The sequence below is a fragment of the Phenylobacterium sp. genome, assembly GCF_031412415.1.
In the GTDB taxonomy this organism is placed as follows: Bacteria; Pseudomonadota; Alphaproteobacteria; order Caulobacterales; family Caulobacteraceae; genus Phenylobacterium.
In genome coordinates this window covers 1-12,228 of the sequence record NZ_JANOCX010000339.1, presented here as the reverse complement: position 1 = coordinate 12,228, position 12,228 = coordinate 1, and the positions used below count along the sequence as shown (strand labels likewise).

The 12,228-nt window shown below is 68.6% G+C and carries 13 protein-coding genes; 8 read left to right on the top strand and 5 right to left on the bottom strand.

Going from position 1 to position 12,228, the window contains the following annotated elements:
* Positions 1–1,289 (bottom strand): von Willebrand factor type A domain-containing protein (locus RMO04_RS16415; protein WP_309645848.1); only part of this gene is annotated, 1,289 nt, incomplete at its 3' end.
* Positions 1,290–1,511: 222 nt separating this feature from the next.
* Here RMO04_RS16415 and RMO04_RS16410 point away from each other — a divergent pair.
* The 3 genes from RMO04_RS16410 (at position 1,512) to RMO04_RS16400 (ending at position 3,947) form a co-directional block, all read left to right on the top strand.
* Complete coding sequence (locus RMO04_RS16410) at positions 1,512–1,841, top strand: hypothetical protein (protein WP_309645847.1); 330 nt, start codon at positions 1,512–1,514, stop codon at positions 1,839–1,841.
* An 11-nt stretch (positions 1,842–1,852) separates the two neighbouring features.
* Positions 1,853–3,448 (top strand): methyl-accepting chemotaxis protein, encoded by a 1,596-nt coding sequence (locus RMO04_RS16405; protein ID WP_309645846.1) that lies wholly within the window; start codon positions 1,853–1,855, stop codon positions 3,446–3,448.
* 76 nt (positions 3,449–3,524) lie between these two features.
* The gene (locus RMO04_RS16400) at positions 3,525–3,947 is read left to right on the top strand and encodes a glyoxalase/bleomycin resistance/extradiol dioxygenase family protein (protein ID WP_309645845.1); all 423 of its coding nucleotides are present in this window, start codon (positions 3,525–3,527) and stop codon (positions 3,945–3,947) included.
* A 48-nt stretch (positions 3,948–3,995) separates the two neighbouring features.
* Here RMO04_RS16400 and RMO04_RS16395 read toward each other — a convergent pair whose 3' ends face one another.
* Complete coding sequence (locus tag RMO04_RS16395) at positions 3,996–4,859, bottom strand: dienelactone hydrolase family protein (RefSeq protein WP_309645844.1); 864 nt, start codon at positions 4,857–4,859, stop codon at positions 3,996–3,998.
* A 196-nt stretch (positions 4,860–5,055) separates the two neighbouring features.
* Between RMO04_RS16395 and RMO04_RS16390 the strand changes: the two genes are divergently transcribed.
* From RMO04_RS16390 to RMO04_RS16380, 3 genes are all read left to right on the top strand, one after another.
* The gene (locus RMO04_RS16390) at positions 5,056–5,328 is read left to right on the top strand and encodes a hypothetical protein (RefSeq protein WP_309645843.1); all 273 of its coding nucleotides are present in this window, start codon (positions 5,056–5,058) and stop codon (positions 5,326–5,328) included.
* Positions 5,329–5,592: 264 nt separating this feature from the next.
* A complete protein-coding gene (locus tag RMO04_RS16385) occupies positions 5,593–6,207 on the top strand; it encodes a carbonic anhydrase (protein ID WP_309645849.1) in 615 nt (204 codons plus the stop codon).
* Positions 6,207–8,312, top strand: a complete 2,106-nt coding sequence (locus RMO04_RS16380; protein WP_309645842.1) for a serine/threonine-protein kinase — start codon at positions 6,207–6,209, stop codon at positions 8,310–8,312. The genes RMO04_RS16385 and RMO04_RS16380 overlap by 1 nt, the downstream gene beginning before the upstream one ends.
* Here RMO04_RS16380 and RMO04_RS16375 read toward each other — a convergent pair.
* The 3 genes from RMO04_RS16375 to RMO04_RS16365 all read right to left on the bottom strand — a co-directional run bounded on the left by RMO04_RS16375 (position 8,309) and on the right by RMO04_RS16365 (position 10,850).
* Positions 8,309–9,901, bottom strand: a complete 1,593-nt coding sequence (locus RMO04_RS16375) for an amidase (RefSeq protein WP_309645841.1) — start codon at positions 9,899–9,901, stop codon at positions 8,309–8,311. The genes RMO04_RS16380 and RMO04_RS16375 overlap by 4 nt on opposite strands.
* Positions 9,902–10,006: 105 nt before the next feature.
* Positions 10,007–10,189 (bottom strand): CsbD family protein, encoded by a 183-nt coding sequence (locus RMO04_RS16370; protein WP_309645840.1) that lies wholly within the window; start codon positions 10,187–10,189, stop codon positions 10,007–10,009.
* Positions 10,190–10,262: 73 nt separating this feature from the next.
* Positions 10,263–10,850 carry a TetR/AcrR family transcriptional regulator gene (locus RMO04_RS16365; RefSeq protein ID WP_309645839.1) on the bottom strand — a complete coding sequence of 196 codons (588 nt, stop codon included), beginning with the start codon at positions 10,848–10,850 and terminating at the stop codon, positions 10,263–10,265.
* 92 nt (positions 10,851–10,942) lie between these two features.
* On the opposite strand from RMO04_RS16365, the gene RMO04_RS16360 reads away from it, so the two are divergent.
* The gene (locus RMO04_RS16360; RefSeq protein WP_309645838.1) at positions 10,943–11,296 is read left to right on the top strand and encodes a CC_3452 family protein; all 354 of its coding nucleotides are present in this window, start codon (positions 10,943–10,945) and stop codon (positions 11,294–11,296) included.
* Positions 11,297–11,452: 156 nt separating this feature from the next.
* Positions 11,453–12,228, top strand: a 776-nt coding sequence (locus RMO04_RS16355) for an ATP-binding cassette domain-containing protein (RefSeq protein ID WP_309645837.1), incomplete at its 3' end; no start/stop codon positions are given.

Sequence of the window (12,228 nt, the reverse complement as noted above, 5' to 3'; positions counted from 1 at the left end):
TTCACGTCGTCGGCGATCGGAAACAGCGAGGCCGTGAAGTCGTCGCGGAACAGTTTGCGGGCCTCGTTGAGGGTGTCGACGTAAGCCGCCGTCCCGTTGCCGTTCTGGGCCAGGGTCTGCATCATCGCGTCGTTGTAGTTGCCGCGTCCGTAGCCGTAGACCGATAGGTAGACGCCGCTTTTGCGCTGGTCGGCGACGAAGTCCTTCAACTTGGCGGGGTCGGCGACGCCCACATTGAAGTCGCCGTCGGTGACCAGGATCACACGGTTGACCGCCTTGGGGTCGAAGTTCTGCTTGGCCAGGTCGTAGGCCAGCGCCAGGCCCGCGCCGCCGGCGGTCGAACCGCCCGAGTGCAGCGCCTCCAGGGCGCAGCGCATCTTCAGCTTCTGGCGGCCGTCGGTGGGGGCCAGGACCGCCCCGGCCGATCCGGCGTAGGCCACCATGGCGACGCGGTCCTGCGGCCGGAGCTGGTCGATCAGGAGGTTGAGGCTCTTGCGCGCCAGGGGCAGGCGGTCCTCCGGGTTCATGGAGCCGGAGGTGTCGATCAGGAAGACCAGGTTCAGCGGCGGCTGGGCGGCGCGGGGCGCGTCGTAGCCCTGCAGGCCGATATGGACGACCTGGCGATCGGACGACCACGGCGACGGCGTGACCGCCACGAACGGCGCGAACGGGTTGTTGCGGCTGGTCGGCGTCGCGTAGCCGTAGTCGAAATAGTTGATCATCTCCTCCACCCGCACCGCGTCGGCGGGCGGCTTGCGTCCATCGGTCAGGAAGCGCCGCACATTGGCGTAGGCCGCTGTGTCCACGTCGACGGAGAAGGTGGAGACCGGTTCGTCGGCGACCCGCTTGATCGGATTGGCCTGGGCGTTGGGATAGCGCTCGGTGTCCACGCGCGGCGCCATGATGGCTGGCGGCGGCGCGTACATGGGCCGAGCCGAGGCCGTCGCGCCGGCCATGCGTTGACCCGTGACCGCCAGTTCCTCGATCCGTCGCTCCACCGGCGGGACGGGCAGGGGCGGGATCTTCGCGGCGTCTGACGCCGGGCGGTTGGGGTAGGGCCGGGGCGGTGGCGGCGGCGGCGGCGCGGGCATGCCGAGGCGCGGCGCCCGCCGGTAGTCGTCGCGCTCCGAAATCGTGGAGAAGCCGAGCGCCTCGCAGGCGGCCGGGTTTGGCGCGCCGTCACGATAGGCGGGCTGGGCGAAGGTGGGGGAAACCGGCGGCGCCCCGGCGGCGGTCAGCCCCGCCAAGGCGATGAAGGATACGCTACGGACCGTCTTACCTGCCGACATGGTCTTCCAAGCTCCTGCATGGCCCCTCAAGGCGTAGCTTGGCGCGGTCTGTAAGGCGGAAAGTGGACGCGGCGGCGGCGGGAGGGAGGCTAAATTGCGCGATCTGAGGCGGAGACGATCGTTCCGCTCAACATAGACTAGATTATGATTTCTTTCGGGAATTCGCGAGCTCGACGGCCATGGTTAACAATGGCGAAACGCCCGTGGCTCTAGATCGTGGCCATGGGCAGATCTCCCCCGTCCGATCCGGAACGTCTGTCGCGCACCAGCGTGGCGTTCGCCGGCCTGATCGCCGTGGCGTCGCTGGCGGTAGCGATCCTCGTTGGCGCGGCTCCGCGCGATCCGGCCGAGGCGGCCGGTGTCTTTCCACCCTGGTGGGGTCGCGGCGAAGTGTTTGGGGCGGCTGCCGAGGCCGGCGCGATACAGGCGGCCGGATCGTTGTCCTTCATCATCATCGTGCGCGCGCCCCAGGGCGACGCCGCGGCGCGTCTGCGCGCGGCCGGCGCGTTGTTTTCCATCGATCCGGGCCTCGCCCGGCTTTGTGGCGTCTAGGAGACACGGCCATGTTCCAGTCCATCGACGATCAACGGCGGTTCGCCGACAAGATCGTGATCGCCATGTTGTGGCTGATGGTTCCGATCATTGGGATCTCGGCGTTCTTGGTCGGCGGATCATGGCTCGGCCTCGCGCTCGGCGCCGCGGCCATGGCCGCGGCCGTCACCGTGCTCCGGGCTGTCAGCTCCGAGGGGGCGGGCGTCCGTCTCGCCGCCTCCGTGTCGCTGATGGCGAGCGTTTCGTTGCTGGTGGCCGGGTTCGCCGGCCAGCCCTGGCAGATCGACTTGCACATGGCCTATTTCGCCGCCCTCGCGGCCCTGATCATCTACTGCGACTGGCGCGCTATCGCGGCCGGCGCCGCGGTGGTGGCCCTGCATCACCTGACCCTCAGCTTCGCGATGCCGGCGGCTGTCTTCCCAGGCGGCGGCGACATCGGCCGCGTGGTGCTTCACGCCGTGATCCTTGTGGGTGAAGCCGTGGTGCTGATGTGGGCGGCTTCCAACATCTCGACGCTTTTCGCCCGGTCCGGCGAGATGCTGGCCGCGGCGACCGAGTCTCGCCGTCTGGTGGAGGAGGCGATGGTCGCCGCCGAGACCGCGCGGGCCGCCGAGATCGCGGCCTCCAGCGAACGCGAGGCTTTCCAGACCGAGGCTGAGCGCGAGCGCAACCTGGTCGTGGAGGGCCTGGCGGGGGCGCTCAAGCGACTGGCTGGCGGCGATCTGGCCTATCGGATCGAACGGGCCTTCCCTGATCTTTACGAAACCCTGCGCAACGATTTCAACAGCGCCGCCGATCGCCTGGAGACGGCGCTGAGCGGGATCGTGGCCTCGGCCGACGTCATGCGAAACGGTGCGTCCGAGATCGCCTCGGCGGCCGACGATCTGTCCCGTCGAACCGAACAGCAGGCCGCCAGCCTGGAGGAAACGGCCGCGGCCCTAGACGAGATCACCGTGACGGTCCGTCGGACGGCCGGAGGCGCCAAGTCCGCGGCCGAAGTCGTGCTGGGCGCGCGAGGCGACGCCCAGACCAGCGGCGAGGTGGTCGAACAGGCCGTGACCGCCATGAGCGAGATCGAGACCTCCGCCCAGGAGATCAGTCAGATCATTGGCGTCATTGACGAGATCGCCTTCCAGACAAACCTGCTGGCGCTCAACGCCGGGGTCGAAGCCGCCCGGGCTGGGGAGGCCGGCAAAGGCTTCGCCGTCGTCGCTTCCGAGGTCCGGGCCCTAGCCCAGCGCTCAGCCGAGGCGGCCAAGGAGATCAAGGCCCTGATCTCGGCCTCGACCGATCAGGTGGGCGCCGGGGTGCGCCTCGTGGGTCAGACCGGCGAGGCGTTGAACCGGATCGTGGCTCGCGTGGCCGAGATCGACAGCCTGGTGGCGGAGATCGCCGCCAGCGCCCAGGAACAGGCCGTCGGCCTCCAACAGGTCAACGCCGCGGTCAATCAGATGGATCAGGTCACCCAGCAGAACGCCGCCATGGTCGAACAGTCGACCGCCGCCAGCCACGCCCTGGCCGGGGAGGCCAAGGCGCTGGCGCAGTCGGTGGCCCAGTTCAAGCTCGGCGTTGGCGCGTTGGGATCACTCCGTCGGCGCGCCGCCTGATAAAAGCGGGCGGGCCTGTCGGCGGGAAGGGAGCTTGTTCGTCCTGAGAACGGACAAGCCCTGGAAGGATATCCTCATGTCGGACGTGATCGATCCCAAAGCCCCAGCCGCTGTTGAAGTGAAGGGCGGCGTCGTGCCGTACCTAAGCCTCGACGGCGCCGCCAAGGCCGCCGCCTTCTACGAGAAGGCCTTCGGCGCCGTCGTCGCGGCGCAATACCCGCCCGACGAGAACGGCAAGACCATGCACATCCACCTCTATGTGAACGGCGGCTCGCTGATGCTGAGCGACGGCTATCCGGAACATGGCGCTCCGGCCCTTCCGGCACAGGGCTACAGCCTGATGCTGCCGGTCGCCGACATCCAGGCTTGGTTCAAGCGGGCGGTGGACGCCGGCGCCGAGGCCAAGATGCCGCCCGAGAAGATGTTCTGGGGCGACATCTATGGCGAGGTTCGCGACCCGTTCGGCGTCACCTGGTCGATGAACCAGCAGGCCGCCTGAGGCGCGCCGGCCGACCGGAGCCTTCGCGGCTCCGGTCAGACCCCTCAGTCACGTCAGGGCGCGCTTGTACAGCGACAGGAGTTCGGCCCAGGCCTTCTCGGCCGCCGGCTCGTTGTAGACTTGGCCGCCCTTGACGGTCCAACCGTGGGCGGCGCCCTCATAGACCTCGACCTTGTTCGGCCGCTTGGCGGCGTCCAGCGCGGTCTTGATCCGATCCTTGCCGGTCGGGTCCTGCTTGTCGTCGTTGTCGGCGATGGCGACCAGGTACTCGGCCTTTGTCTTGGTCAGGGTCAAATGGGGGCTGGTGGGCTGGTCGGTGTGCAGGCCGCCGCCATGGAAGCTGGCCACGGCGCCGACCCGGCCGGGCACGGCGCCGGCGGTGCGGAAGGCCAGCGGTCCGCCCATGCAGTAGCCCTGGGTTCCGACCTTCTTCTTCTTGTTGGTCTGGGGCTGGGCGTCGAGGAAGGCGAGATAGGCGGCGGCGTCTCGGTCGGTCCCGTCCGGGGTCACGGTGGCGCGCAGGGGGCCGAGCTTGGCGCGATCCTCGGGATTGGCGAAGTTGAAGCCGCCTTCCACCACCGGCGCGCGCTTGACGCGGTAATAGAGATTGGGAACCAGCACCACATAGCCGGAAGCGGCCAGCCGGCGGCCCATCTCGCGGAACACAGGGCGCAGGCTGACCACATCGGGCCAGATCACCACGGCCGGCCAGGTTCCCTTGCCCTCAGGATAGTAGAGCGCGGCGTCGGCGACGCCGTCGGGGGTCTTCACCTCGACATCCTTCTCCACCACGGGAACCGACGCCTGGGCGACGCCTGCGATCCCGGCGGCCGCGACCGTCATCAGGCCGAAGGCGCGGCGCGACACGGTGGGATCCTCGATCAGGCCCTGGTGGATATCGTCGTCGCACATGGCAGATCCTCGCCCTCTGTCTGAAGTCCGGCCGCGAGTGTTGCGCGGATCGGGGCGGGAGGGGAAGGGCTCAGCGCGCCTCGCGGCGGATTCCTGAACGCCAGCTAACCGGCGTCTCACAGCCTGTTCAGTCGCCAAGGCCCAGCAATGAGGCGACGGCCGCGAAATGCCCGCGGCGCAGACAGGAAATTCAGCGATGTCAGCCTTGCTTCAGATCGTGGCTCAGAGCCCCATCCCGTCGGCCAGCCTCAGCGAACGGGTCAATCAACTCCAGGCCGAGGCGCGGGGCCTCGCCCGCGAGCACATCGACATGTTGGAGGCCAGTCTGCTCGCCATTCGGGGCCTGGCCGAGGAAATCGCCCAGGGCGGCGAGGCCTATCCGCCCGGCGTGCGCGACCTCGCCCGGCGCCTGGGCGAGGAGAGCGCGATGCGGGCCCAGACGATCGAGGCGATCATGGGCCGGCGCTGATCGGGGCCCACCTTAAGAACATGAAAGCCGTCGCTCCGGCGCGACGTAGTCTCCGGGCGTTGGTCAGGGGCCGTGAGCGTCTCAGCCTGGACGACATCGCCCGGGAGGTCGGAGTATCGCCCGTCTATCTCACGCAGCCGTTCACGCGAGCGGAAGGCGTGCTGGAACGGCGGTGCGGCGCCGCCGCGCCGCCGACGGCGTTGATCGCCCGCAACTTGACGCAGGTGCTTGTGGCGCCGCTCTGTGAGGGCTATGGGCCGCCACATGCTGGAACACCTGAAAGCGAACAATAAGGCCTGGGCCGAGCGGATGCTCTCGGCCGACGCCGGGTTCTTCAAGCGGCTGGAAGGCCAACAGGCGCCGCAGTATCTCTGGATCGGCTGTTCCGACAGCCGGGTGCCCGCCAACGAGATCGTCGATCTCGATCCCGGCGAGCTGTTCGTGCACCGCAACGTCGCCAACCTGGCGCCGCCCCAGGACGCAAACTACCTCTCGGTACTGCAGTTCGCGGTCGACGTGCTGAAGGTGAAGCACGTGATGGTCGTGGGCCATTACGGCTGCGGCGGCGTCGCCGCGGCGGTGGACGGCCAGCGGCGTGGACTGGTGGATCACTGGCTGCATCCCATCCGGGAGGTCCACCACGAGCACCGACACGAGCTGGAGGCGATTCCCGAAGAGCGGGCGCGCCTGGACCGCCTGTGCGAATTGAACGTCATCCGCCAGGTGCGCAACGTGGCCTCGGACGTCTTCGTTCAAGACGCCTGGGCGCGCGGTCAGGACCTCTGCGTCCACGGTTGGGTCTATTCGCTGTCCAACGGTATCGTCACGGACTTGGACGTGACAATTGGCGGACTCGACGACCTCGCCTCGCTGGACTGATGCAGGCGCCGGCCGCGCCGCCGCCCGATCAGGTCGGGGCGTTCCGGCTCACCGAGCTGCTAGGTCAGGGCGGGATGGGCCAGGTCTGGAAAGGCCTCCGCAACGACGGCCTTTTCGAGCAGGTGGTGGCGGTCAAACTCCTGGACCCGCGGCTCACGCGACTGGCCGGCGAACGCTTCGCCGTCGAACGACGCATCCTAGCCAGCCTGGACCACCCCAACATCGCGCGGCTGTTCGACGGCGGCGTCCTGGAAGGCGGTGGGCCGTTCCTGATCATGGAGCATGTGGACGGCCGTCCGCTTGACCTCTTCGCCGCCCACCTGCCCTTGAAGGCCCGGATCGAGCTGTTTCTTCAGGCGGCCGACGCCGTGCAGTTCGCACATGAGCGGCTGATCGTCCACGCCGATCTGCGGCCGTCCAACATCCTGGTGGACGGCGCCGGCCGGGTGAGGTTGCTGGACTTCGGGATCGCTCGGCTGCTGGGCGAGGATGACGGCGGCGAGCGAGCGGTCGACCCCACGGCGCGGATGTTCGCCAGTCCCGCGCGTCTGGCCGGCGCCGCGCCGGTGGTGGCCGACGACGTCTATGCCCTGGGCGTCATCCTGCACGGCCTGATCGGCGAAACGCGAGACGCCGACCTTCAAGCGGTCGCCGCCATGGCGAAAGCCGAAGACGCGGGTAGGCGGTATGGCAGCGTCGTCGCCCTCACCGCCGACCTGGTACGTTGGCGCGAGCAACGCACAGTCTCCGCCCGCCAAGGCGGTTGGACCTATGAGGCGGCGAAGTTCGTGCGACGCCACCGGATCGGCGTGGGGGCCACGGTGCTGGCGATCCTGACGCTGTCGGCCGCCAGCGTTGTCGCCACGGTCAGCTATGTCCGCACGGAGGTCGCTCGCGCCGAGGCCAGCGCCCGGTTCGAAGAGGTGCGGGGCACGGCCCGCTACCTGCTGTTCGAGTTCAGCGATCTGTTGGAGCGCCAGCCGCAATCGCTGTCGCTCCGTGCCGACGTCGCGCGGGTTTCGCAGTCTTACCTGGACCGGCTGGCGGCAAGCGACGACGCGCCGCTGGCGGTCCGCATCGAGTCCGCCCAAGCGTTGCTGCGGCTGGCGGAACGGCAGGCCAGGCCGGGCCGCCCGAACCTTGGCCAGACGCGTCAGGCGAAGCGGAACCTGGAACGGGCCTATCAGATGGCCCTGGGCGTACCGGGTCCCGCGGGCCTGCGGATCGCCGCGGAGGCGCGCCTGGATCAAGCCCGGCTGGCCGCCATCGTCGACAACGACCTCACGGCCGCGGAGCGCTATTTGGCGCAGGCGCGAGGCCTCATCCTCGATCCCGCGACGCCGATCGTCGGGTTGCAGGGCCAGTACTACGCCGAACTCTCGAACCTTCGCCAATGGCAGGGGCGATATCCGGAGGCCATCGAGGCGGCGCGGGTGGGCCTGACCGCGCCGCCGCCGGTCGATCCGCGCAGGGCCGTGCTGCTGGAGGCCTCGCTTTGGGACCTGTTCGCCGAGGCGCTGTACTACGATGGGCGGCCGAAGGAGGCCGAGGCGCCCTATCGACGGCGCATACTGCTTCTGGAGGACGCGGCCCGGCGCTGGCCGTCGGACGCCAATATCGCCCGTCAGCTGCCGCGCGCGCGGTGGTCGCTTGGCTCGACCCTGCTGGAGCTGGGTCGGCCGGCCGACGCCTTGCCGATATTGCAGCAGGGGACGGTCGAGGCCCGCGCGGTGTTTGAGTTCGACACCGCCGACGCCGACGCGGCCCGCTCGGCGCAGATCGTGCTCACCGCCCAGGCCCAGGCCCTGGCTGCGCTGGGCCGCGCGCCGGAAGCGATCACCATCCTGACCGAAAGCGTGGCCACGCGGCGCACCCTGTGGCGGCAGAATCCCAGCGAGGCCATGCGCCTGCGCGACTACGCCGTGGGCCTGTCGATGCTGGCCGACGTGGAGTTCGCCGCTGGCCGCAAAGGCGCGGCCTGCACGCGCTATGGAGAGGTCGAGGCGGCGTTCGCCGAACTTCGCCGCATCGGACGGGCGACGGCGCTGGACGACGACAGCACCCTGAAGATGGCGCGGGAGAACCGGATCGCGCGCTGCGGCTAGGGTGTCACGTCATAGGCCTGCGCGATTTCCGGACGCAGGTCGACCGAGGCCGCGAAGCTGGGGGTGCGGCGTGCCTGCGTGGCCTGCTCGAAGGCGTAGCCCAGCGAAAGCAGGCGGGCTTCAGACCATGCGGGCCCGACGAAGGACAGCCCGATCGGCAAGCCCGCAACTTCGCCCATGGGGACGGTGAGGTGCGGATAGCCCGCCACCGCCGCCGGACTGGAGAACGACCCCAGCCAACGGCTGCCGATCACGGGGTCGACCCGGGGTGCGGCGCCGCCGGAGATCGCCACCAGCACCTCGACGTTCGCGTCCTTCAACCACTTGTCTATGCCTTCGGGGCCGGCCAACCGGCGACCATCGTCGCGCGCCTTCAGATAGGCAGGATCGTCCAGGCCGGGCGTCGCCTGGGCCTTCTTGAAGGTCTCCTGGCCGAACAGAGGCATCTCGCGGCTGGCATTGGTCTCGTTGAAGGCGATGAGGTCGGCAAGCGTGCGGGTCTTCACCTGCTGGGGCGAGGTGCTGGCGAGGTAAGCGTTCACGCCGGCCTTGAACTCTGTGGCGAGGATCTTGTCCTCCGCCTCGCCGATGGCGGTGGTGTCGGGGGTCTTGACCTCAACCAGGATCGCGCCTGCAGCCTTGAGGGCGTCCAGCGCCTTGCCGTAGACCGCGTCGATGTCGGGATGACGTCCGGCCATGTTGCGCAGGACGCCGATCCTCGCGCCCCTCAGCGCGCCGGCGTCCAGGGACTTGAGGTAGTCGGTCCTCCGCGTGTCGGCGTCCCTGGTCGCCGGATCGGCCGGATCGGTCCCGGCCAGGGCGGTCAGCAGGGCGGCGGCGTCGGCGACGTTGCGGGTCATCGGGCCGGCGGTGTCCTGACTGGCCGAGATCGGCACGACATGGGTGCGCGAGACCAGGCCGACCGTGGGTTTGAGGCCGACGATCCCATTCATGGTCGCAGGACAGGTGATCGAGCCGTCGGTCTCCGTGCCGATGGCGCCCGCCGCCAGACCTGCCGCCACCGCCGCGCCTGAGCCGGAAGACGAGCCGCACGCGCCGCGGTCCAGGGCATGGGGATTGCGCACCAGACCGCCCACCGCGCTCCAGCCGCTGATCGAGCGGGAGGAGCGGTAGTTGGCCCATTCCGAGAGGTTGGCCTTGCCCAGGATGACCGCACCCGCGTCGGTCAGGCGCCGGACCAGCGGCGCGTCGCGTCCGGTGATGTTGTCCTTAAGCGCCAGCGACCCGGCGGTGGTCGCGGTCCCATCGGCGGAATCAATGTTGTCCTTCAGCAGGATCGGCACGCCGTGCAGGGCCCCGCGCACCTTGCCGGCCTTACGCTCGGCGTCGAGTTTGCGGGCCTCGGCCAGGGCGTTGGGGTTCAGCGCGATGACCGCGTTGAGCCGCGGTCCCTTGCGGTTCATGGCTTCGATGCGCTGGAGGTAGGCCTTGGTCAGGCTCTCGGCACTGACGGCGCCGGAGGCCATCGCCTGCTGCTGCTGAGCGAATGAGGTGAACGCCGGGTCATCGGCCGCCAAGGCTCCTGTCGCCAGGCCTATCGCCATCGCCAAGCCCGCCAGGATTTTCATGCCACATCCCTCCGTCGCCCCGACCATGGAGAGGCGCCCTGGCGGACATGACAAGGGCCGCGCTCGGCAAGACCGCGGCCCTCGGCTATCAGTGGTGTCCCGGCGCTACTTCTTCAGGGCGTCCCGGGCGGCGTCTTTCAGATTGCCGACGCCCTGTTGAATCTTGCCGGAGACCTTGTCGGAGGTCCCTTCGGCTTGCAGGCGCTCGTCGCCCGTGGCCTTGCCGACGGCTTCCTTGATCGAGCCGGCGGCATCCTTGGCGGCGCCCTTGACCTGGTCCTTGTGCATGACGTGATCCTTCAAAAACGCGAGGCGGGGGAGCAGCCTCGGTCAGCATACGCGCGGACGGCCGGTTCGGTTCCTAGCCGGCGGAGGTGCGGTCAAGCAGGGACGCGAAGGCGGCGCGGGCGGTCTTGCGGGCGGTGGTGTCGCCCATCAGCCGCTTCGCGTCGTTGTGGCCCAGGACGTAGCTCTTCATCTGGAAGCCCGCGATGGCGGCCTCCTCATCGGAGAGTTGAGGGTCGCGCAGGACCTTCATCTCCCGGGCCAGCGACCTGCGCCACTGATTGACCCGGTGCAGCAGGAGGTCGCGCAGCGGGCCGGGCTGGTCGTCCAACTCGATGCTGGCGGCCATGATCAGGCAGCCGCCGGCGGCGTTCTCCACCTCTACCCAATCCAGCCAGCGATCGAAGATCTGCTCCAGACGCGGACGACCGGGGGGCAGCGCCTCGGCCGGCGCCCAGACGAAGGCGACGAAACGATCGAAGCCATGTTCCAGGGTCGCCAGCTCCATGGCTTCCTTGGACTCGAAATGTTTGAAAAGGCCGCTTTTGGACAGGCCCACGGCCTCGGCCACGTCATTGAGGCTGACGGCCCCAAAGCCCTTCAACGCGGCCTGTCGCCCGGTCTCATCGAGAATCCGGGCCTTCGTGGCGTCGCCTTTGCGCAAGGCCAAGCCTCCCCGCTTGACTTAAAGTGACCGATCGTGCTCTTTCAATCTTAGTGACCGATCGTGCCCTTTTTAGATCGCTGGAGCGCATTATGCAAATCAAGCTTTTCACCGCGGGTCTCCTGCCCTGCGTCCTGCTCGCCGCGGGCCCCGCCGCCGCCGCCGGGTTCCGCGCGGAGGCCAAGCTCGCCGCCCCTGTCGCCTCGGTGTCGACCACCGTGGTCGAGGGCGTGGCATGGACCTGTGACGGCGACGCCTGCGTCGGTGTCGCCGAGAAGAGGGCGGGTCTCGACTCGCTGATGAAGGAGTGCCGCAAGGTCGCCGTCGCCGTGGGGCCGCTGGCCTCCTACACCAGCCGCGGCCGCACCCTTTCGCCCGGCAATCTCTCGGTCTGCAACCGCCTGGCGGCGCAGTCGAAGTCCGACAGCACTCTCGCCGCACGGTAAGCGGCGCGCGCCGCCCGCTCGCCTGCTCCGGGCGGGCGGCGTATTTTTCTTTGGACGCTGGCCGCGAAAGGTCGCGCGCCGTTGCGCCCGGCGGTCCTGACCGCTATCTCCCTCCGCGAATTCCCCTCTTTTCGAAGAAGCGAGCGCGGACGCCTCATGGCGCAGCAATACATTTATCAGATGCAGGGCCTGACCAAGGCCTATCCCGGCGGCAAGAAGGTGTTCGAGAACATCTGGCTGTCGTTCTATTCCGACGCCAAGATCGGCGTGGTCGGGGTCAACGGCTCCGGCAAGTCGACCCTGCTGAAGATCATGGCCGGCATCGACACCGAGTTCAACGGCGAGGCCAAGGCCGCCGAGGGCGTGAAGATGGGCTACCTGGAGCAGGAGCCCCACCTCGACGAGAGCCTCAACGTCTGGGGCAATGTCATATCATGGTGCGAAGAGAAGAAGATCTTCGACCGCTACAACGAGATCGCCGCCAAGCTGGGCGAGGACTATTCCGACGAGCTGATGGAGGAGATGACCGCCCTCCAGGAGAAGATCGACGCCGGCGATCTGTGGGACATCGATTCCAAGATCGAGATGGCCATGGACGCGCTGCGCTGCTCTCCCAACGACTGGCCGGTGGACAAGCTGTCGGGCGGTGAGAAGCGTCGCATCGCGCTGGCCCGTCTGCTGCTCAGCAAGCCCGACATGCTGCTGCTGGACGAACCGACCAACCACCTGGACGCGGAGTCGGTGGCCTGGCTGCAGCACCATCTGGAAGCCTTCCCGGGCTGCGTCATCCTGGTGACCCACGACCGCTACTTCCTGGATCAGGTGACCAAGTGGACCCTGGAGCTCGACCGCGGGAAGGGCCTGCCGCACGAGGGCAACTACTCGTCCTGGCTGGAGGCCAAGACCAAGCGCCTGGCGCAGGAAGAGCGTGA

Coding starts and splice junctions, on each gene's coding strand:
- RMO04_RS16390 (WP_309645843.1), top strand. CDS start 5,056: ATGTCAGCCTTGCTTCAGATCGTGGCTCAGAGCCCCATCCCGTCGGCC.
- RMO04_RS16385 (WP_309645849.1), top strand. CDS start 5,593: ATGCTGGAACACCTGAAAGCGAACAATAAGGCCTGGGCCGAGCGGATG.
- RMO04_RS16410 (WP_309645847.1), top strand. CDS start 1,512: ATGGGCAGATCTCCCCCGTCCGATCCGGAACGTCTGTCGCGCACCAGC.
- RMO04_RS16375 (WP_309645841.1), bottom strand. CDS start 9,901: ATGAAAATCCTGGCGGGCTTGGCGATGGCGATAGGCCTGGCGACAGGA.
- RMO04_RS16360 (WP_309645838.1), top strand. CDS start 10,943: ATGCAAATCAAGCTTTTCACCGCGGGTCTCCTGCCCTGCGTCCTGCTC.
- RMO04_RS16370 (WP_309645840.1), bottom strand. CDS start 10,189: ATGCACAAGGACCAGGTCAAGGGCGCCGCCAAGGATGCCGCCGGCTCG.
- RMO04_RS16395 (WP_309645844.1), bottom strand. CDS start 4,859: ATGTGCGACGACGATATCCACCAGGGCCTGATCGAGGATCCCACCGTG.
- RMO04_RS16400 (WP_309645845.1), top strand. CDS start 3,525: ATGTCGGACGTGATCGATCCCAAAGCCCCAGCCGCTGTTGAAGTGAAG.
- RMO04_RS16380 (WP_309645842.1), top strand. CDS start 6,207: ATGCAGGCGCCGGCCGCGCCGCCGCCCGATCAGGTCGGGGCGTTCCGG.
- RMO04_RS16405 (WP_309645846.1), top strand. CDS start 1,853: ATGTTCCAGTCCATCGACGATCAACGGCGGTTCGCCGACAAGATCGTG.